This window comes from Pseudomonas sp. NPDC090201 (assembly GCF_044746825.1).
GTDB classification, from domain to species: domain Bacteria; phylum Pseudomonadota; class Gammaproteobacteria; order Pseudomonadales; family Pseudomonadaceae; genus Aquipseudomonas; species Aquipseudomonas putida_AD.
In genome coordinates this window covers 314,260-334,616 of the sequence record NZ_JBIVCX010000001.1, presented here as the reverse complement: position 1 = coordinate 334,616, position 20,357 = coordinate 314,260, and the positions used below count along the sequence as shown (strand labels likewise).

Here is a 20,357-nt window from a genome sequence, read left to right as displayed (position 1 = left end):
AGAGAACGATATGCTCGATTCCAAACTGTTACGTACCCAGCTTCAGGACGTAGCGGATCGCCTGGCTTCCCGTGGCTTCACGCTGGACGTGGCCCGCATCGAAGCGCTGGAAAACCAGCGCAAGACCGTGCAGACCCGCACTGAGCAGCTTCAGGCCGAGCGTAACGCCCGTTCCAAGTCCATCGGCCAGGCCAAGCAACGCGGCGAAGACATCGCGCCGCTGATGGCTGACATCGATCGCATGGCCGAAGAGCTGAGCACCGGCAAGAAAGAGCTGGACGGCATTCAGTCCGAACTCGACGCCATGCTGCTGAGCATGCCCAACCTGCCGCACGAGTCGGTGCCGGTCGGCGCTGACGAAGAAGAAAACGTCGAAGTGCGCAAATGGGGCACGCCTGCCTCGTTCGACTTCGAAGCCAAGGACCACGTCGCCCTGGGCGAGAAGTTCGGCTGGCTGGATTTCGAAACCGCCGCCAAGCTGTCCGGCGCCCGTTTCGCCCTGCTGCGCGGCCCGATTGCCCGTCTGCACCGCGCCCTGGCGCAGTTCATGATCACCCTGCACATCAACGAACATGGCTACGAAGAGGCTTACACGCCTTATCTGGTTCAGGCGCCTGCGCTGCAGGGCACTGGCCAGTTGCCGAAGTTCGAGGAAGACCTGTTCAAGATCGCTCGCGAAGGCGAAGCCGATCTGTACCTGATCCCGACGGCCGAAGTGTCGCTGACCAACATCGTTTCCGGCGAAATTCTCGACGCCAAGCAGCTGCCGCTCAAGTTCGTCGCCCACACCCCGTGCTTCCGTTCCGAAGCCGGTGCGTCGGGTCGTGACACCCGCGGCATGATCCGTCAGCACCAGTTCGACAAGGTCGAGATGGTGCAGATCGTCGAGCCGGAAAAATCCATGGAAGCGCTGGAGAGCCTGACCGGCAACGCCGAACGCGTCCTGCAACTGCTGGAACTGCCGTATCGCGTGCTGGCCCTGTGCACCGGCGACATGGGCTTCAGCGCCGTGAAGACCTACGACCTGGAAGTGTGGATTCCAAGCCAGGACAAATACCGCGAAATCTCGTCGTGCTCCAACTGCGGCGATTTCCAGGCCCGCCGCATGCAGGCGCGCTGGCGCAACCCGGAAACCGGCAAGCCCGAGCTGGTTCACACCCTCAACGGTTCCGGCCTGGCGGTGGGTCGTACCCTGGTGGCTGTGCTGGAAAACTACCAGCAGGCCGACGGTTCGATCCGTGTACCTGAGGTGCTGAAACCGTGGATGGGCGGCATCGAGGTCATCGGCTAAATGGAATTTCTGCCACTGTTCCACAACCTGCGGGGCGCTCGCGTGCTGGTGGTGGGCGGCGGCGAGATTGCCTTGCGCAAATCTCGCCTGCTGGCCGACGCTGGCGCGGTCCTGCGGGTGGTTGCACCCCAGATCGGAACAGAGCTGCGCGAGCTGATCGACAGCAGCGGTGGCGAACAGATTCTGCGTGGCTACAGCGAGTCGGATCTGGACGGGTGCGTGCTGATCATTGCCGCGACCGATGACGAACCGCTCAACGCGCAGGTTTCCGCCGATGCCCGGCAACGCGGCGTGCCGGTCAACGTGGTGGACGCGCCAGCCCTGTGCAGCGTGATTTTCCCCGCTATCGTCGACCGTTCGCCGCTGGTGATCGCGGTGTCCAGCGGCGGCGACGCGCCGGTGCTGGCACGCCTGATCCGGGCCAAGATGGAGAGCTGGATTCCGCCAACCTATGGCCATCTGGCCGGGTTGGCGGCGCGTTTTCGCCATCAGGTGAAGAACCTCTTCCCCAACGTCCAGCAACGCCGGGCATTTTGGGAGGACGTGTTTCAGGGCCCCATCGCCGATCGGCAACTGGCCGGGCAGGGCGCTGAAGCCGAGCGTCTGTTGCAGGCGAAGATCGACGGCGAGGCGCCCAGCGCATCCGGCGAGGTGTATCTGGTGGGCGCGGGGCCGGGTGATCCGGATCTGCTGACCTTCAAGGCGCTGCGCCTGATGCAGCAAGCCGACGTGGTGCTGTATGACCGCCTGGTGGCGCCGGCGATTCTCGAGCTGTGCCGCCGCGATGCCGACCGCATCTACGTCGGCAAGCAGCGCGCCGATCACGCATTGCCCCAGGATCAGATCAACCAGCAACTGGTTGCCCTGGCCAAGCAAGGCAAGCGCGTGGTGCGGCTCAAAGGGGGCGATCCGTTCATCTTTGGCCGTGGTGGCGAGGAAATCGAAGAACTGGCGGCTAACGGCATCCCGTTTCAGGTCGTTCCGGGCATCACTGCCGCCAGTGGCTGCGCAGCCTACGCCGGGATTCCGCTGACCCATCGCGATTACGCACAATCGGTGCGGTTCGTGACCGGCCACCTGAAGAACAACACCACCGATCTGCCGTGGAAGGACCTGGTGTCACCGGCGCAGACCCTGGTGTTCTACATGGGCCTGATCGGGCTGCCGATCATCTGCAGCGAATTGGTCAGGCATGGCCGTTCTGCCGATACTCCTGCCGCGCTGATCCAGCAAGGCACCACGACCAACCAGCGCGTCTTCACCGGCACCCTGGCCAACCTGCCGCAACTGGTAGCGGAGCATGAGGTTCATGCGCCGACACTGGTGATCGTCGGGGAAGTGGTGACGTTGCGGGACAAACTTGCGTGGTTCGAAGGGGCGCAGGCGAGCGTGTAGTCTGCGACGCCGAAACCTGTAGGAGCGCGCTTGCCCGCGACCGCGGCGTATCAGTCAATTACTTCTAGACTGACGCACCGCGGTCGCGGGCAAGCGCGCTCCTACGTGGTTCTGTGGTATTCACACGTTCTGCAAAATCCCTTTCCCGCTCAACCGCGCACGGTCATGCGCACCACTGAAATCCTGCTTCGGCCCCTTGGGCACCACACCCGTCGGGTTGATGGTGGCGTGGCTGGCGTAGTAGTGATGCTTGATGTGCGTGAAGTCGACCGTCTCGGCAACCCCCGGCAGCTGATACATCTCGCGCACCCAGTTGCTCAGGTTCGGGTAGTCGGCGATGCGGCGCAGGTTGCACTTGAAGTGGCCGTGGTACACCGCGTCGAAACGAATCAGCGTGGTGAACAGGCGCACATCGGCCTCGGTCAGGTATTCGCCTGCCAGGTAGCGCTTCTCGCCCAGCAGCTGTTCCAAGGCGTCGAGTTCGTCGAAGACTTCTTCGAAAGCCTCCTCGTAAGCACCTTGTGACGTGGCGAAACCCGCACGGTAAACACCGTTGTTCACCGCCGGATAGATGCGGTCGTTCAGACGATCGATTTCAGGGCGCAGGGCTTCAGGGTAAAGATCCAGGGTATTGCCGGTCAGGCCATTGAATGCCGAGTTGAACATCCGGATGATTTCCGAAGACTCGTTGCTGACGATGCGTTGCAACTTCTTGTCCCACAGCACGGGCACGGTCACGCGGCCGGTGTAATCGGCGGTGTCGGCCAGATAGCGCTCATGCATGTAGGTGTGGCCGTCGAGCGCGTCGCCGGTGGAGCCGGTGCTCTTGTCGAAGGTCCAGCCGTGTTCGCGCATCAGCCAGCTGACCACGGACACATCGATCAGGTCTTCCAGGCCCTTGAGCTTGCGCACGATCAGCGTGCGATGGGCCCATGGACATGCCAGGGAAACGTAGAGGTGATAGCGGCCGGCCTCGGCCTTGAAGCCACCTTCGCCGGACGGGCCAGGGCGGCCGTCTGCGGTGACCCAGTTGCGGCGCTTGGCCTGTTCGCGTTGAAACGCCCCGTCTTTGCTGCTTTCGTACCACTGGTCCTGCCAGCGTCCTTCAACGAGAAGGCCCATGTCTGACTCCAAAAGTGTGTGCACTGTTGTGCGTTGGAGATCAGTCTAAAGAGAATCGTTCGAAGAAATAGCGCAAAGACTGGGGTGTAATAATCGACTAAATCGATCTGTTCCGGTTTGCCCAATACGCCTCGGCACGCTCGAACGCTTCAACACGGGGCATCCCAAGGCCGCGCAAGGCCAGTGCGATGGTGGAAATCAGCGCCAGTTGCGGATAGCTGTCTTCGGCTTCGCCTTTCCAGATCGCGACCAGTTGCTGCGTGTCGAGCGTCGCCGGCTTCACATGGCGACGTTCTGATAATGCAGGCCATTCCTCATCCCAGGCCTGGCCATCCGTGGTGCCGTAGAGGTGGCTGATGGTGTCCGGGTTGATCTCGACCTCGCCGCCGTCGCCCTTGATGACGATGGCGTGGTCTCCCAGCAGCGTGCTGGCATCGCGATGCACCGCCTGGTAACCAGGGTGAAAGATGCTTTGCAGCCCGCAACGGGCACCCAGCGGGTTGAGGATGCGCGCCAGTGAGTGGATCGGCGAGCGCAGGCCTAGGGTATTGCGCAAATCGATCATGCGTTGCAGTTGCGGCGCCCAGTCACCCAGCGGGATGAAGGCCAGGTTGTGCTGCGCCAGCGCATCGTCCACCGCCTGCCAGCCCCGGCACAGCGGAATGCCCAGCAGTTCCAGCAGTTGTTCGCTGTAAAGGCGGCCTGCGGTGTGTGCGCCACCGCCGTGCATCAGCACCTTCACGCCGTTTTGCGACAGGCATTTGGCGGCAAGCAGGTACCACGGCAGATGACGCTTCTTGCCGGCGTAGGTGGGCCAGTCGATGTCCACCGCCAGTTGCGGCGCATTCAGGCGCTCGCGCACCGCTTCGGTAAAACCGGCCAGCTCCTCGGCGCTTTCTTCCTTGTGCCGCAGCAGCATCAGGAAGGCGCCAAGCTGCGCGTCCTCGACCTTGCCATCGATCACCATGCCCATGGCCTGGCGGGCTTCTTCGCGGGTCATGTTGCGCGCACCGCGCTTGCCCTTGCCCAGGATGCGCACGAATTCGGCGAACGGATGCTCGGCAGGGGTTTGCAGGACGAGGGGGGCGTAGTCGGTCATAGGCAATTGGTCGGCTTTGGCAGGCCCGCCAGCTTGGCGGCAAGTTTGGCGGGAGTGCCGTTGAACAGGCGATTGAGGTGCAGGCTGTTGCCTTTTTCGGCCCCCAGCTTCAGGGCGGTGTACTTGACCAGCGGGCGGGTGGCCGGGGACAGTTGGTATTCGGCGTAGAACGCGCGCAGCACCTCGAGAATTTCCCAGTGCTCGGGCGTCAGGGTGATATCGACCTCGCGCGCCAGTGCTTCAGCCACCTCGGCAGACCAGTCGTCTAGGTGCTCGAGGTTGCCGTCCTTGTCCAGGGCGATGCTGCGCCCGTTGACGTTGAGTGCGTTCATAGCCAAGTGTTGACCTTGTCGTAGTGCACCGACAGCTCGACAAAACCCGGGTAATCGACAGCCTTCACCCAGTCAGGCAGTTCGATGTGGCGCGCAGTGGCGTCTTCATCGAGCACGAACAGTTTCAGGTTGTCGGCCCGGGCGTCCAGCGCCTGGCGCGCGACCGTGGAGGCGTTCAGCGCGTAGGTCGCGTCGCCGCACAACAGAATGGCATCTTCGCCGCCCAGCACGCGCAAGCAAGTGTTCAGGCGCGAGTCGGCAAAAGGGGAGTGAGATAACACGTGCAAGGTCGACATCAGATCGTGATCACCTGGTCATAACGGTCAATGAGCGCGGCGATTTCATCATCGTGCAGGACGTTCAGCGGCTCGACATTCAGTGCCTCAGGCGACATGCCGCGTTCGGCAAGGCTGGTGCTGCAGGCGAACAAATCTTCGACACCGAACATTTCCAGCGCTTGCAGGTTGGCGGTCAAATCCTTTTGCTGCAACGCCTTGGCGTTTTGCGAGGGCAGCAGCTGCAACACACCGTCATCCAGAAACAGCATGCCCAGCGGCAGATCGAACGCGCCGCCTGCCAATGCAATATCCAGAGCTTCGCGAGCGCTGGGGCCAGACCACGGAGCCTGGCGGCTGATGATGAGCAAAGACTTGGCCATCTCATGGTCCTCCAAAACAGATCAGGCGATCGGCGGCCTGCACCCCGTCGTGCAACTGACCCAGCCCCGACAGCTCCCAAGGCGCCGCGATACTGGCCGCCGTCCGCGAGTAGCGCCGGGCTTCTTCTTCGTTCAGGACGCCACGGCGCAGGGCCGCTGCGATGCACACCACAGCGTCAAGTTGATTGCTCGTCACGAACTCACGCCAGTGGGCCGGCACATCGAGTTCGTCCTGGGGCGTGACCACCGTGGATGACGCGCTGTGCACGCCGTCCTGATAGAAGAACAGCCGCACAATCTCATGCCCGGCCGCCAGTGCAGCCTGGGCGAACAGCAGGGCACGGCGCGAGGAGGGCGCGTGAGCGGGCGAGTAGAGGGCGATGGCGAACTTCATGAGCGGCTCTGTCAGCGGACGTTGCGAGGAACAATGGCCGCCATGATAAAGAATTCACGAACCCGAGACAGCAAAAAGCCCGCCGAAGCGGGCTTTTTGTTCAAGCTGGCAGAGGATCAGTCCTTGCTGCTGCCCATGATGCCGAAGATCTGCAACAGGCTGATGAACAGGTTGTAGATCGATACATACAGGCTGATGGTGGCCATGATGTAGTTGCGCTCACCGCCGTGGATGATGGCGCTGGTCTGGAACAGGATGCACACCGACGAGAACAGCACGAAACCTGCGCTGATCGCCAGTTGCAGACCGCTGATCTGGAAGAACATGCTCGCCAGCACCGCCGCCAGCAGCACGAAGAAGCCTGCGGTGATGAAGCCGCCCAGGAAGCTCATGTCCTTGCGGGTAATCAGCACGTAGGCCGACAGACCACCGAACACCAGTGCCGTCATGGCGAACGCCGAGGAAACGATTTCAGCGCCGCCCTGCATGCCCAGGTAGCGGTTGAGGATCGGGCCGAGGATGAAACCCATGAAGCCGGTCAGTGCGAACGCCGACACCAGGCCCCAGGCCGAATCGCGCAGCTTGTTGGTCAGGAAGAACAGACCGTAGAAGCCGATCAGCACCACGAAGACGTTCGGGTAGCGCACGTTCATCTGCTGTGCGACGAACGCCATGATGCCGCTGAAGGCGAGGGTCAGGGCCAGAAGGCCGTATGTGTTGCGCAGGACGCGGCTAACCTCTAGCTGCTCGACCTGCACGCGGTTGTTGACTGCGTAATCCTGTTCGCGCATGGCGCTACTCCTGATGGTTTGAAATCTCACGTTGCAAAGATCATAACAGAGCCGCAGGGGCACGCGAGCCAGAGAGTTTGACAGCTTGTTTCATTACGGTATTATGGCGCCCGCAACGCAATGGAGGTGTGGCCGAGTGGTTTAAGGCAGCAGTCTTGAAAACTGCCGACTGTAACAGGTCCCTGAGTTCGAATCTCTGCGCCTCCGCCATATTTTGTACCGCAAAGCCCCGTTTTTACGGGGCTTTGTCGTTTCTGGGGTTTGTGGTCCTGAGCGGTGCCAGACTACCTGAACAGCTCCGAATGAGTGCCAAGGTCAACAAAGACCACTTCGCGTTCGGTGGCTTGGTAGATGAGGAGAAAACCCCACCGACATGACACTCCCGCGTTCCTTCCCATTCTCCTCGAAGTTCGTGATCCCGGTATGAAGGGGGCAGTGGCTGTCCCATCCAGATCATTGTCATCACTTCGCGCATCGCCTTCATGTCACTTCGACCGGCGCGATTGTGCCGTTCCCATGACTTCCCGAATTCTGCCGTGTAGTCGACACGTCGGGGCAATGCTGCCCGTTTAGGATCAGGGGATTCGTTTTGCGCCTGCTTCGGGGGCTTCTTTGCCATCCAGGTCCTCTAACAATTCGTCCATTGATTCGAAGCGGCTGCGGATTTGTCTCGCCTGGGCCAGAGCCCGGGCGGTTTTTTCCGAGGGGGCGCGTACTTCGAAGGGCAATCCCTGGGTTTCTACGACCTGAAGCAAAAAAAGCCGCATCGCTTCACTGATCGTCAGTCCGCAAGCGCTCAGCACTGCGGTCACCTGGAGCTTGAGTTCTTCGTCGATGCGGCAACGCACGTCGGTGTTCTTGAGTAATGCGGCCATGGTCTCACCTGTATTCAGAATGTAGCTACATTGTGGCTACGTAATGAGGCCAATTATTCGCTTCTGGTGGAGGTAGTGCAACACAGTCGGAAAATCTTTTTGTGCGAAGGACTCATTCAGGACATTTCATGACCGACGCTCAGGGATCCGAGGTCGCTCTGAGTACCTCGTCAATTGGAGAGTAAAGTTGCCAATAACCGATATCAATGTCTGAGGATTAAACATGTTTTCAAGTTATTGCCCTGAGTAAATAGTCCAATTGAAAATTTATCGAGGAGTCCAATTTAAAAATAGTATTTTCATCAAGCGTTATTCGCCTTGATGAATGAGCGCAGAGCTAGTTACCCTCAAGTAACGCGATAAATGGCCGAAACCCTTGTTGGGCTCTACCGGTCCTTTAAATCATTTATTACCTGCAAACAAAACGCTGCACAGGTCGACGCATCTCTGTGTCGCGGTCCGTTGTGTGCTCAATTTCGAGGCGCCCGGTTTGGCGCCCATTTGCCAAGGAAGCCAGGATGATCGTCAATAACGCTTCAGACACCGCCATGTCGGCTTACGCCAATGCCTCCCTGCGCAAGACCGCTTCCAGTACCGATAACGCCAGCACTGTGGCCACTCAAGCCAATCAGAGCAATCAGGCGGATGACAGCACCGCCTGGGTGAGCCTCTCCAGCAAGTCAGTGGGCTACAGCCATTCCATCGCCAACTACACGCCATACTTTCCAGCGCGCTCGGGCATGACCGCCGACGCTCTGGTACTGGGTGTATCGCAGCCGGGCGCGGTTTCGAGTTCCAAAGGGCTGTCTTTCCCGGATGTCGCCTCGGATGCGCGTTCACGCATGGACAGCAAGTACGCGTTGATGAAGAGCGGCGGCAAACCGTACGACGGCAGTGACACCGATCGCAATTCGTTGATGGGCGATCTCGATCGTCGCTCGCTGTATGCCGTGGCCACCAATCAGGGCGGCCAGTTCATCGCCGAAGAACAGGCCGCCGCCAAAGGGTTGATGCGCCAACAGGAACGCCTGGCCACCGGTTATTACAGTGGCCCGGCCGACCAGCAGAAGAACTTCACCGACCCCTATGCCAACGACCCGGTCGGGCGTGCCAAGGCGGCACTGGCGTTTCTGGAGAACATGAGCCCGGAAGAAAAAACTGCGCCGCAATGGCTGGTACAACACCAGACCCTCAGTGACGCACTGGCGCAAACCGGCGGCGACACCTCGGAAACCAAAAAGGACAAGGGGCATTTTCACAATCTGTCCGAGATCCTTGCCGGGATCGACACTGATGGCTCGGAGGAGAGTAAGCCTGGTTTGACGGTTGACTAGCACTCAAGGCGTGCCAGCTCATCACGGCTTGATGACGCAACGTCAAGAGCATATCCCGCGGGGCAAGTCATTGCCCTACGGGATATAAGCAGGTGCGCGCGGCACCACGATCCTCCTTTAAATTAGAAAGCGCCACCTCGCGCCGGTAATTAGTTGCACATCAAGCGAGCGCAAGCTCTAACTCCCTCAGATATGTTACTGATTATGCGCTGTGAGTAATTGCTGTAGGAAACATCTTAGTGTTTCGTGAGAACGATCCTGATGTTTTCAAGTGGCTAGTATTCCTTCCCTTCACTGCGTAGCTTTGGTTCCAATAACCCTCGAGAACCTGTGTGGCGGCGGGCTTGCGCGGGCCGGCAAAACGACGGGCCGCTTCGCCTGGCCTTTCGCCGTCCATGGAAATCCAGCTGCGGCCATAAGCATCCGCCCAAGTATCGAACGGAATCACAAGTGTATATCCGCGATGTAGTTCACTGGCGGTCAATTTTCCTTTCCGTTGCACGGTTGCTGAGAAAAACTGATGAGTAAACATTCAACTGTTCGCGGTGATACATCTATGAACCTTGAAACCCAAGTGCAAACCGGCATCGCCACTGTAGATACAGACGCCATCTTGCAAAGCACCTACTTACTGGTCGTTGAGTTGCGTTTTGGGCCCGGGACGGCGGGTAGAAAATCATTACGACAGGATTGTATTTCGCAAGTCGAGAGAGCGCGTACTGCATTGCAGGAATCGGGGATGAGTGAGCGCAATATCGAGCGGATCATCCATGCCCAGTGCGCCTTGCTGGACGAAACGGTCTTGGCCATTGCCACCGATAGCATGCGCGAGAAGTGGAGCCATGAATCATTGCAGGCACGTTTTCTGGGGCATCACCAGGCGGGTGAACGCCTGTACGAAGAGATGCGCCAGGTGCTGCACGAGCTTGCGCCTGACCTTGGCGTCCTGACCGTTTACCAGCGTGTCCTGATGCTTGGGTTTCTCGGTTGTTATCGGGAACTGGATGCCGAAGAGCGCATGAAACTGGTGACCGAGCTGAATACGCGCGTTCCGCTGATCGACGTCGACCGCTTGCCCTCGCTGGTCCGTGGGCCCGGGCCGTCAGCTGCGTACCTGCACTGGTTGCATTCCCCAGCTCTGCGGGTTGTGGGCTCGGTTTCGGCCGTGGCTGCCCTGTGGTGGGTTTTGAATCGGTGGCTCGAAAACACCGTCGCCTCTCTTGCACTCGGCCTTTGAAGAGACCTCCCGCTCCACCGAATCAATGACTGGCGTGGCCGCATCGATCCACGCTCAACCTTTCCATCAGGGACGTACACCTTCCATGGCACGGAACAGCTCGCTGTACCCTCTCACTGCTCGTTGCGCGCACTACCAAGACCGTTGCGTGCAGGGAGGCATCTGATCATGCTCGACCAAGCGCGCACTTTTTTCGACCACAGCCGGCATAAGCTGCGCGTCGATAACCTGGATGCCGGCCTCGATGTCCTGACCTTCACGGGCGTCGAGCAGCTCAGCGAGCCGTTTACCTACACCATTGAGTTCACCTCATCCGCACAGGACATATCCCCTGAACGAATGTTGGGAAGTCACGGTGACTTCACTCTGCACACGGCCCCACACCTACTGCCCAAGGTGATTCCCGGCATGCCGGAGCCGCCGGTGGAGCCGTTGCGCGTCACCCGTGGTGTGATCACCGGCTTCAAGCGCTTGTCCGGCTCCAGAGACGAAGCGCGTTACGAAATCACGCTGCAGCCACGCCTGGCCTTGCTCGGCCGTGGTCATCAGTACCGTCTCTATCAGTTGCAGTCAGTGCCGGAAATTGTCGAAAGCATCCTGCGCAGCCGCCATGGCATGGAAGGCCAGGACTTCCGATTCGATCTGGTTCGTGAATATCCGCGCCGCGAACAGGTGATGCAGTTCGGCGAAAGTGACCTGGCGTTCATCTCCCGTCTGCTGGCCGAAGTGGGCATCTGGTTTCGCGTCAGCCATGACGCTCGCCTGAACATTGATGTCGTCGAATTTCACGACGACCAGCGCCACTACCAATGGCCCGGGATCGAAGTGCCGTATCGCCAGCAGTCAGGCCTCCATAGCGATGGTCAGGACGCCGTCTGGGAGCTGCAATCCGGGCATCAGGTTGTAGAGAAGAACATCCATTTCCGCGCCTACGATCCGCAGGATGCGCGCGCATTGCTCGATGGCGAAGTGGACCAGAGCCGCCGCGCGACCACCACCTACGGCGAGGCCTATCACTACGCCGAACCCTACACCGTGCTCGGCGAACGGCTTGCTCTGGACGAAGATCTGGAAAGCGAAAGTGGCTTTTTCTACGCCCGCTTGCGCCACGAACGGTATCTCAACGACCACACCCGCCTGAGCGGCGTCAGCAGCAGCGCGACCCTGGCACTGGCGCAGATTCTGCGCGTATCCGCTGGTGCACCCGACGCCTTTGCGCCCGGCGCCGTGATCACGGGCTTGCGTATGCATGCGGCGCGAGACAGCAGCCTGGAGGTGGTGTTTCAGGGCATTCCCTACAGCGAGAACGTGTCTTTCAGGCCCCCAGTACCGAGCAAACCGAAAATCGTCGGCACCGTGGCCGCACGTGTCACCAGCGTGACCGCCCGCGATCCCTATGGCCACATCGACAAGCAAGGCCGCTACCGGATCAACTTCCTGTTCGACCGCGACACCTGGGAGCCGGGCGAAGAGAGCACCTGGGTACGGCTGGCCCGGCCTTACGCGGGCGACACCCACGGCCTGCACCTGCCGCTGATTGCCGGCACCGAAGTGGCCGTGGCCTTCGAGCACGGCGACCCCGACCGACCCTACATCGCTCATGCCTTGCACGATGATCAGCACCCCGACCACGTGACCCTGGCCGAGCGCAACTACACCCGCAATGTGCTGCGCACCCCCGCCAACAACAAGCTGCGCATGGAAGACGAGCGCGGCAAGGAGCACGTCAAGCTCAGCACCGAATACAGCGGCAAGAGCCAGTTGAATCTAGGGCACCTGGTGGATGCCGGGAAGAAAAAACGCGGCGAAGGCTTTGAGCTGCGCACCGATGGCTGGGGCGCGATCAGGGGCGGCAAGGGTCTGTTCATCAGCGCCGATGAACAGACCGGGGCGCAGGGCCAGCAATTGGAGATGGCAGCCGCCATCGCGCAGTTGCAGCAGGCGGTCGAGCAGTTGCAGGACCTGTCCCGCGATGCACAGGCGAGTCAGGCGGAACCTGCCGATGACAAGGCCCAACTGGACCTGCTCAGGCAGGACGTCGAGCAGCTCAAATCAGCGGTCCTGTTGCTCACGGCGCCACAGGGCATCGCCGTGACCAGTGGCAAGCACCTGCAACTGGCCGCGCAGGACAACCTGATGCTCAACGCCGGCGGCGAAGCGGACATCAGCGTGGTCAGGAAAATGTTCGTGGGCATCGGCCAGGGCCTGAGCCTGTTCGTGCGCAAACTGGGCATCAAGCTGATCGCCAATCAGGGCCCGGTCATCGTGCAGGCGCAGAACGACAGCCTTGAACTGCTGGCCCGTCACGGCCTGAAAATCACCAGCACCGAAGATGAAATCCACATCGTCGCCAAGAAGAAGATCGTCCTCAACGCGGCCGGCAGTTACCTGACCCTCGAACAGGGCCATATCGAATCAGGCACCACCGGCGATCACCAGATCAAGGCTGCGCGTTTCGACTTCAAGAAAGGCGCCGCGAGCATGACCGCCAGCCACCCCGATTACCCGCAACAACTGAGTAGGCAGCGCATGCGGATCAAGCTCGGCACCGCACCTAGCCTTGCCCGTAACTGGATGCACATGCCCTACAAACTTTACGCCGACGGCGGGCTGATCGGCGAGGGCCTCATGGACGGCAGCGGCTACGTCGAGATCGACCATCAGGCAGCTACCCAGGAGTACGTGCTGGAGATGTCGAACGGGGTCAGGTACCGGATCCCGGCGCCTGCCGCCTACAGCAATGCCGATCAGGGCAGCCTGGCCAATCAGGGGCTGCACCGCCACCGCACGAGGCCCGACACCCCTGTCAACCAGTCCGGCTCGCACACCGACCACCGCACGGCCTACGCCAACATGCTGAACACCCCTGTCGATGAGGACGAAAAACCATGCTGAACCAGAACGAAATTGTCAGCCCCATCGCCTTTCAGGAAACCGACACTGTCACCGTAATGCCTCCGTGGTACGTGGAGTTCACCGAATACGCACCGGTCATGACGACCTATAAAGCACTGGTCAACGGCGAGGAAACCTTTCGCGCCGTACATAACGCCATCGCCAAGGCGACCAAGTCGGTGGACATCATCTGCTGGGGATTTCAGCCGTCGATGTATTTCATTCGCACGGGACGTGAGCTCTGCATCGGCGAACTGCTCAAGCTCAAGGCACGGGAGGGCGTCAAGGTACGCGTGTTGGGCTGGGAGGCACCATTCAACTCTGCTGGCACTGCAGGTGAAGCTAACCTGCCGGGCAAGGGGCGCATTCCTATCGAAGACCGCGCGATGCAAAATTCCACTGATGATCAATACGCCTATGACCGCAAGTGGTTCGCGACCTGCTCCATCGCTGGCACACCGCCACAGCTGTGGCAAAACTCAGGGGTGCCGGCCTACGCCAGTCGTGGGTTCAGCCCGTTCGACCGCGCCGAGATCGTTCGTCAGGCTCGTTACCATGCCGCCGACAAGCACCTGAGCGCCAGTACGCTCGCTGTCTTTGGCGCGGCCCCTAGCCACCATCAGAAAACCGTATTGGTCGACTATGAAGCCCCCGAACAGGCTGTGGGTTTCGTCATGGGCCACAACACCCTCGACGAGTACTGGGACACCGATGCGCACTCGGCGCTCAACCGCACCGAAGGCACCAAACCGGCGCCCAACGCCGGCCCTCGGGGCGACACGCCGCGCCAGGACATCTCAAGCCAGGTGTCCGGGCCGATCCTGGAACATTTGCACCACAACTTCGCCACCGCCTGGCTCAAGGCGACGGGTGAAGACCTTATGACCAACCGCGACGCCCTGGCCTTGGGAAAACGCCTGACATCCGACCCCAAAGAGAGCCAGTTCGCCCAGATCCTGCGCACCCAGCCGCAAGAGGGGGTGCGCGACATCGAGAAGCTCTACCTGCAAGCGGTGAACAACGCCACGCAATTCATTTACATAGAAAACCAGTACTTCCGCTGGCCGCCACTGGCCGAACTGATCAAGAAGGCCGCCAGCGCCCAGGCCAAAGGCGGGCGCGATCCGGGCAAGCACGGTTCCTTGCACCTGTTCGTGATCACCAACGTCACCGACGACGGCATTGGCAAAGGCACGGTCAACACCCACCGCATGCTCGACAGCCTGGGGCGCAGTGACACCATGCCCGAGATCACCCGGCTGCAACGCATCGAGGCCGCCAAGGCAAAGGCTGCCGCACAGGAGCCGGACCCTTCCGGGCTGATCGAAGACTACGCCTTGACCCTACTGACCCGGCTAGTGAGTGGCCGCGACAGTGCGATCAGCGAAAAGGCCCGGGAAAAGCAGCGGGACGCCGAAAGCTCGGCGGCCTGGCGCATGGCGGCACTCGACGAACAGATCAAGGCCATTGAGCAGGAGGTCTTCAACCCCGAAGAAATCCCCAACCTGAAGATGCACATCTGCTCGCTGGTGGCTCCCGACTCCCCGGCGGGAAAGTGGATGCCGGTCTACATCCACTCCAAGCTGATGATCGTCGACGACGTCTTCACCACCCATGGTTCGGCCAATATCAATACCCGCAGCATGCAGGTTGATAGTGAGCTGAATATTGCACATGAGTGGGCGAGCAAGACGAAGGAGTTGAGGCAGCGGTTGTGGAGGCTGCATACGGCGAGTGAACGAAAGCAGGATGATCCGGAGGCCGCATTTACGGTCTGGCAAGACATCATTGACGAAAACACAACAAGGAAGGCCGCTGGGATCAAGGGGCCTGATGCGCCACTCGTTCAATTCCTTTACACCCCTGCCAAGTTGTCGGATCTCGACTGATGCACCGGTTGCTTCTGCTCGCCTGCCTGACCTTGGCCGCCTGTGACAACGGCGGCGAATTATTTACATCTCCGGACAAGGACTTCCGTATGAAATCCATTGAAGCCATCAAGGACAACCTGACTTTTACTTGCAAACATGAAGTCATACCTGCCGCCAGCCCTGATACCGACGTGCTGTTTCACTACGCCCGTTGGCTGCAGAAAAACAACCAGCTCAAACAGGACCCTGATACCGACCTCGAAATTGCCAGGCTGTACCGCATCGCCGCTGAAAACGGTCATTACAAGGCCAAAATCAACCTCCAGATCGGCAGCATGCGCGGCAGGTTCATACTCCGAGGTCATGAGCACCTGCGCTTCAGCCAGGATCTGATCGATGCGGACGTGGCCACGGGTTACTACTTCGTGTCGGTGATGCTAAAAAAAGGCATCGCGGATCTTAAGCAAGATATCGAGATGTCGCTGCGCTTCCTGCGCAAGGCAGCGGACGAGGGCAGCGCTCAAGCCCAATATGAAATCGGCGATGCGCTGGCACCCCACGACAAGGCGCCGGATGTATCCCGGCAGATGCGCCGATGTGCGGCAGAGCAAGGGCAGGGGCGGGCCGCTCGCGCATTAGGCGTAGATCTCAAAATAAGCAAACAATATCGTGAAGCGCTGGAAGCTTTTCAGCTGGGAGTCGCAGCGGGTGACGACTCGTCCGCAGGACGCCTTGGCGAAGGTTTTAGAGGGCTTGAGCCAACCGATGAGCTGTATTACATGGATCTGCAGGAAGATCTTGAGCGTGCCGAGCGCTACAAAACCATCTGGCGCATCCTGACAAGGTATTCCTACGCCAATCCCCAAGTCCCTGAAATCAACGACATCCTCCCGCTGCCACCGGCCAAGCTGCCGCCGTGGGATGGCAAGTTGCAATGGCTCGAAGCCCGCGAGGCCAACGTCGAGCCTGAAAAACCTTCGCCGGAACTGATCAAGCGCCTGACCGAAGACCTCAAACTCGACCCCGCCACCGGCCGCCCGATGCCAGGCGCCAAGGCCTTCAGCCAGGCGCACCTGTCCGCCGGGCATTGCTTGGCAGGCAGCCGTTGCCCGGTCAGCGGTTACTGGAGGGTCGCGGAGCACGACACCCTGCGCTCGCCGAGCGGCAGGCCGATCATCCGTCACTTCAAGGAGGGCGACGTCTTTCCCGTCGAGCACATGCGCTATTACCAGGACCGAGTCTGGCCGCTGCCCAAGCGCCTGTGCGAAGGCCCGGTGCAAGTCATGTGGAGGCTGGCATGAGGAAATGGTTTTTGATCCTGCCGCTGGTGATCTTGGCAATCAGAGGGGTCGCTATTGAGTTGCTGGAGCGCTACAGCAAAGTACAAGTCTGCGAAGCAGTGGGAGACCGTGGGCGTTTCCATTCGCTAGGTTGCGCTGCCTTTGATCAGGTACTTGCAGGCCAGTACAGGGTAATCGAGGGTGAAGTGTACTGGGTGCGCAGCAGCTACGCCCGTGAGTACGGTTGCGGTACAGGAGCGGCTGCTATGGTTGCAAATCCCCTCAGTTTTAAGTGTTGGATGCAGTGGTGGGGATATGCTCGCACTGAAGAGCGTCGATCATATACCTACGTAGAAACCTTAACACCTGCTTTTAAGGTGTTAGAACCCCAGGAGCGCAATCTATTGGACTGGCAAAAGGAAAGGTTCAATAACTATGCTGTGGGTGAGTTGGGCGTATACCGCTACGGAAAGCGAGTAGAGGGAGCAGATCCGAAGGACTTCTCTATTATTTTTCCACTGGGCGATCAAAAACATTGGCGCTCTCTTGATATTTCCCGCTCTGGTAAAACAACATTCATAGGTGGAGACAGTCTAGGCGAGGTTGATCTGACACAGTTCCGTTTGATTGAATCATCTGATTGTAAGGACGTCAAAGCTGGATGTACTGCTCAAGAGCTGGCTGGTATGCTCGATACCGACTCCGGTGTTGTTGGTGCGGTGGATAATGATGTTGTCATTTTACGCCGGCACGATTCGTTGATGGTTAAAAATAAAGCATCTCCTGGTATGTACGCCTTTGCGCGTGGGGATAATCGCTATGTACACACTCAGGGCGTTCTTTATCAGGATTTGACCAACCAATATTCCTACGTAAGCGAGACTAGTTACGACCCGGTGAAGGTGGTAGGTCTTCGACCCGTCTATCAACCGCGTTCTCAGCATTCACAAAAGTATCCGGCCTGGCAACAAGAGCAGTTTTTGAAGTACGGCGTGACCGATGAGGGCGTCTACTTCAACCGGCAGCGCTTAAAAGATGCGGATCCAAAAAACTTTGAGGTTGTCTTTCCTTTTGGTTCAGATGCGCGATGGGAAAACATTAACCTGTCCAAAAGTGGAAAGGCTTTGTTCGTGGGGGGTAAAAGGTTCGAAAATGCCGATTTTGGAAAGTTTGAGGTTGTTCGTCCGTGTAAAACTTCTGAGGAGGGTGTAACCAATACTTGCTGGACTTTGGATGACGTAGCGAACTCGGCCAAAGCCAAAGGCGTGGTGGCCCAATTAGGCGAGGATTTTTTCCTTTTACATCCAAGTGGGGTGCGACGTTTTATAGGTGCGGCGTCTTGCGGTTCTTATGTGTTTGAGCGGCGTGGAGAACTTTTTCTCAGTAGCGGTGGGCAATATACCGCTCTCAGAAATGCGTTTGGCGTTGGCGAAGTATATGCTTGTGTTGGGGAAGCAAGGGGGTAAATTAAAAATTCTATATCGTTTTTTCAACGGATTTATCTGATGGGTGGCAGTACTTCATAAGTGCCGGTTCCTCATCGTGTTAGAGCATTACCTATCATTTAACAGTCAACAGGTTATCTATTATGCAAGGCATCATTCGTATTGGGGACACCACCACCAGCGGCGGCACGGTCAAAACCGGTTCCGAGGAAATGATATTCGACGGCCTTGGCGCGGCCAGGGTCGGCGACACTGTCTTTTGCCCTTTGCCTGGCCATGGCGAAACAACCATCGCCGAGGGCAACTCGGGATATACCGACGACGATGTGCCGGTCGCGTTTCACGGTGACCCGTGCAAGTGCGGCTGTACCTTGATCACGTCATTGCCGGAGTCAACCGCCAGCTGATCGGCCGTGCATCTTCAATCGTCGCCGACCTGCGCGCGGCGAATCCCAGAGACAAGGAATTCTTCTGTTGAGCAAGGACAATCTGACGCTTGAGTACTTTGACGCCGAGATGCGCTATTTGCGCGAAGCGGCCCGAGAGTTCGCACAAGTGTTTCCTGATCGCGCTGCGATGTTGAACCTGAATATGCCCGGGCCTGTGGAGCCTCAGGTTGAGCAGCTGTTCCAGGGCTTTGCATTCTTGATGGGGCGGTTGCGTGAAAAACTCGATGACGACCTGCCGGAGCTGACCGAAGGCTTGATAGGGATGGTCAGGCCGCAGTATTTACGCATGATTCCCTCGCTGTCGATTGTCGAGCTGGCACCTGAAGTCAACGAGATGAAGGCGTGCGCAAAGATCGCCAGAGGGTTCGAGGTGCTCTCCCGACCGATCGGCGCGCAGCAGACCCGCTGCCGCTACACCACCACCCAGGACCTCGCGCTGCGGGCGCTGGCCCTCGACATCGTTGAGGTTAGCCAGGCGCTGAACGGCCGATGGGTCATCCGCCTGCGTTTCTCCCGCGGCAAACTGCTGCGCTGGGATCAGATGGATCTGGCCAACATCCCGCTGTACCTGAACGCCAGTGCACCGGTTGCCTATGCGTTGCACCAGGCACTGACCCTGAACGCCGAGACGGTTCATGTGCGCAAGGCTGAAGCCGAGCGCGAGCTCCTCGACGTTTTTTTCGCGGTAAAAGGCTTCGCCGACGATGACCGTCTCTGGCCGGAGGGTGGCAGGAACGATGGCAGTTATCAGCTGTTGCTCGAATACTTCAGCTTTCCCGAGCGCTTCATGTTCGTCACGCTCAAGGGGCTGGAGCACATGCACATCGAGCCAGATGCGCCGTGGTTCGAGCTGGAAGTGCTGTTACGCCAGCCATGGCCCCGAGCGTTCGCCTTGGGTACTGAAAACATTCGCCTGCATACGGTGCCGGTCATCAACCTGTTTCCTCTGGAGGCAGAGCCGATAACGCTGGACTCGCTGCAAAGCGATTATTTGCTGAAAGCGATGGGGTCGAAGGACAACAGCATCAAAGTCTACTCCGTAGACAGCGTCACTGCGGCCAACAGCACCACCCGCCACGATTACCAACCCTTCAAAAGCTTCGAGCACAAGGGCGGTACGCTGCCTGACGGCGCTTCGCAGCGCTATTTTCATACCCGCGTCAGGCGCGGGCCCAGCGGCTCGCACGACACCTGGCTGATTCTTGGGGGCGACGGGTTTGAAGTTGACCGTTCAGATCCAACAAAGCGCTTGTCACTGCGATTGACCGGCACCAACGGCCAGTTGCCGCGCATGGCACTGACAAGCTCGGTGCTCGATACGGCTGCGCGTTCAAGTCGTGTCAATGTGAAAGTACAGAACCTGTGCCCGCCGACATTACCCTGCTACCCGCCCGCCGGGGATCGCTTTCACTGGCGCGTGCTAAGCCATCTTGGGTCGCAATTCCTGTCGATGCTCGACAGCGCCGAAGTGCTGCGCAACACGCTGGCACTTTACGACTGGACCGGGGGAGAACTGAACAAGCAGCGCTTGAAGGCCATCACCGAGGTAAACCACTTCCTCATCCAGCGCTTCGAAAAAGGCTTTGTGCTGCGCGGTGTGGATATCGAAGTCGCGCTGGATACCGAATGCTTTGCCGGTGAAGGCGACGTGTTTCTGTTCGGTGAAATGCTCAGCCGATTCTTTGCCCAGTACGCCGATATTCACCTGTTCAACCAGTTGACATTGGTCGTGCAGCCGGAGGGCAACTGCGTGCGATGGAGGGAGAATCATAGCGAGCGGGTGCCTGGGTAGGGCTGATGGAAGCGCTTTGTCTGTCATCAGTGTTTAAGATCTTTCAGGAGCAAACCTGTGCTCTAGAGTTGAGAGATCTCGACAAGATTTCTCGTTG

20 protein-coding genes and 1 tRNA gene are annotated in these 20,357 nt (G+C 59.2%); 11 read left to right on the top strand and 10 right to left on the bottom strand.

All coding sequences use genetic code 11. The features are described 5' to 3' along the window. The first annotated feature begins 10 nt into the window (after positions 1-10). Both serS and cysG read left to right on the top strand, forming a co-directional pair. Entirely contained in the window at positions 11-1,291 is a 1,281-nt protein-coding gene (gene serS / locus ACIPOO_RS01485) for a serine--tRNA ligase (RefSeq protein WP_274135603.1), read from the top strand. After that, the gene (gene cysG / locus ACIPOO_RS01480) at positions 1,292-2,686 is read left to right on the top strand and encodes a siroheme synthase CysG (RefSeq protein ID WP_400603931.1); all 1,395 of its coding nucleotides are present in this window, start codon (positions 1,292-1,294) and stop codon (positions 2,684-2,686) included. It abuts the gene before it with no gap. 120 nt (positions 2,687-2,806) lie between these two features. Here cysG and ACIPOO_RS01475 read toward each other — a convergent pair whose 3' ends face one another. The 7 genes from ACIPOO_RS01475 to ACIPOO_RS01445 all read right to left on the bottom strand — a co-directional run bounded on the left by ACIPOO_RS01475 (position 2,807) and on the right by ACIPOO_RS01445 (position 7,082). Beyond that, positions 2,807-3,808 (bottom strand): glutathione S-transferase family protein, encoded by a 1,002-nt coding sequence (locus ACIPOO_RS01475; protein WP_400603929.1) that lies wholly within the window; start codon positions 3,806-3,808, stop codon positions 2,807-2,809. 97 nt (positions 3,809-3,905) lie between these two features. Then, positions 3,906-4,907: a glycosyl transferase family protein gene (locus ACIPOO_RS01470; protein ID WP_400603927.1), complete on the bottom strand. Its 1,002-nt coding sequence runs from the start codon at positions 4,905-4,907 to the stop codon at positions 3,906-3,908. After that, positions 4,904-5,239: a TusE/DsrC/DsvC family sulfur relay protein gene (locus ACIPOO_RS01465; RefSeq protein WP_400603925.1), complete on the bottom strand. Its 336-nt coding sequence runs from the start codon at positions 5,237-5,239 to the stop codon at positions 4,904-4,906. The genes ACIPOO_RS01470 and ACIPOO_RS01465 overlap by 4 nt, the downstream gene beginning before the upstream one ends. Then, on the bottom strand, positions 5,236-5,535 hold the full coding sequence (gene tusB, locus ACIPOO_RS01460) for a sulfurtransferase complex subunit TusB (RefSeq protein WP_400603923.1): 300 nt from the start codon (positions 5,533-5,535) through the stop codon (positions 5,236-5,238). Before tusB ends, ACIPOO_RS01465 begins: the two co-directional genes overlap by 4 nt. Further along, positions 5,535-5,897, bottom strand: a complete 363-nt coding sequence (gene tusC, locus ACIPOO_RS01455; RefSeq protein ID WP_400603921.1) for a sulfurtransferase complex subunit TusC — start codon at positions 5,895-5,897, stop codon at positions 5,535-5,537. Before tusC ends, tusB begins: the two co-directional genes overlap by 1 nt. 1 nt (position 5,898) lies before the next feature. Then, positions 5,899-6,291, bottom strand: a complete 393-nt coding sequence (gene tusD, locus ACIPOO_RS01450) for a sulfurtransferase complex subunit TusD (protein WP_400603919.1) — start codon at positions 6,289-6,291, stop codon at positions 5,899-5,901. 116 nt (positions 6,292-6,407) lie between these two features. Continuing rightward, on the bottom strand, positions 6,408-7,082 hold the full coding sequence (locus ACIPOO_RS01445; protein ID WP_166594835.1) for a Bax inhibitor-1/YccA family protein: 675 nt from the start codon (positions 7,080-7,082) through the stop codon (positions 6,408-6,410). A gap of 122 nt (positions 7,083-7,204) precedes the next feature. Between ACIPOO_RS01445 and ACIPOO_RS01440 the strand changes: the two genes are divergently transcribed. Then, a tRNA-Ser gene (locus ACIPOO_RS01440) sits at positions 7,205-7,292 on the top strand. 25 nt (positions 7,293-7,317) lie between these two features. Here ACIPOO_RS01440 and ACIPOO_RS01435 read toward each other — a convergent pair. Both ACIPOO_RS01435 and ACIPOO_RS01430 read right to left on the bottom strand, forming a co-directional pair. Then, positions 7,318-7,701, bottom strand: coding sequence for a type II toxin-antitoxin system YafQ family toxin (locus ACIPOO_RS01435; protein ID WP_400603917.1), 384 nt, complete (start codon positions 7,699-7,701; stop codon positions 7,318-7,320). Next, positions 7,658-7,957, bottom strand: a complete 300-nt coding sequence (locus ACIPOO_RS01430; RefSeq protein ID WP_274132593.1) for a type II toxin-antitoxin system RelB/DinJ family antitoxin — start codon at positions 7,955-7,957, stop codon at positions 7,658-7,660. Before ACIPOO_RS01430 ends, ACIPOO_RS01435 begins: the two co-directional genes overlap by 44 nt. A gap of 518 nt (positions 7,958-8,475) precedes the next feature. Here ACIPOO_RS01430 and ACIPOO_RS01425 point away from each other — a divergent pair. After that, on the top strand, positions 8,476-9,291 hold the full coding sequence (locus ACIPOO_RS01425) for a hypothetical protein (protein WP_400603915.1): 816 nt from the start codon (positions 8,476-8,478) through the stop codon (positions 9,289-9,291). Between the two features lie 202 nt (positions 9,292-9,493). Here the strand turns inward: ACIPOO_RS01425 and ACIPOO_RS01420 are convergent, their stop codons facing one another. Then, positions 9,494-9,823, bottom strand: coding sequence for a hypothetical protein (locus ACIPOO_RS01420; RefSeq protein ID WP_400603913.1), 330 nt, complete (start codon positions 9,821-9,823; stop codon positions 9,494-9,496). On the opposite strand from ACIPOO_RS01420, the gene tssL reads away from it, so the two are divergent. The 7 genes from tssL (at position 9,812) to tssF (ending at position 20,260) form a co-directional block, all read left to right on the top strand. Continuing rightward, complete coding sequence (gene tssL, locus ACIPOO_RS01415) at positions 9,812-10,528, top strand: type VI secretion system protein TssL, short form (RefSeq protein WP_400603911.1); 717 nt, start codon at positions 9,812-9,814, stop codon at positions 10,526-10,528. The two genes, ACIPOO_RS01420 and tssL, sit on opposite strands and share 12 nt — an antisense overlap. A 168-nt stretch (positions 10,529-10,696) precedes the next feature. Further along, positions 10,697-13,423: a type VI secretion system Vgr family protein gene (locus tag ACIPOO_RS01410; protein ID WP_400603909.1), complete on the top strand. Its 2,727-nt coding sequence runs from the start codon at positions 10,697-10,699 to the stop codon at positions 13,421-13,423. Continuing rightward, positions 13,417-15,312: a phospholipase D-like domain-containing protein gene (locus tag ACIPOO_RS01405; RefSeq protein WP_400603907.1), complete on the top strand. Its 1,896-nt coding sequence runs from the start codon at positions 13,417-13,419 to the stop codon at positions 15,310-15,312. Before ACIPOO_RS01410 ends, ACIPOO_RS01405 begins: the two co-directional genes overlap by 7 nt. Next, entirely contained in the window at positions 15,312-16,595 is a 1,284-nt protein-coding gene (locus tag ACIPOO_RS01400) for a DUF6396 domain-containing protein (RefSeq protein ID WP_400603905.1), read from the top strand. Before ACIPOO_RS01405 ends, ACIPOO_RS01400 begins: the two co-directional genes overlap by 1 nt. After that, positions 16,592-18,040 (top strand): hypothetical protein, encoded by a 1,449-nt coding sequence (locus ACIPOO_RS01395; protein WP_400603902.1) that lies wholly within the window; start codon positions 16,592-16,594, stop codon positions 18,038-18,040. The genes ACIPOO_RS01400 and ACIPOO_RS01395 overlap by 4 nt, the downstream gene beginning before the upstream one ends. Positions 18,041-18,162: 122 nt before the next feature. Further along, positions 18,163-18,426, top strand: a complete 264-nt coding sequence (locus ACIPOO_RS01390) for a PAAR domain-containing protein (RefSeq protein ID WP_400603900.1) — start codon at positions 18,163-18,165, stop codon at positions 18,424-18,426. A gap of 67 nt (positions 18,427-18,493) precedes the next feature. Continuing rightward, a complete protein-coding gene (tssF, locus tag ACIPOO_RS01385) occupies positions 18,494-20,260 on the top strand; it encodes a type VI secretion system baseplate subunit TssF (RefSeq protein WP_400603898.1) in 1,767 nt (588 codons plus the stop codon). Positions 20,261-20,357 lie beyond the last annotated feature (97 nt).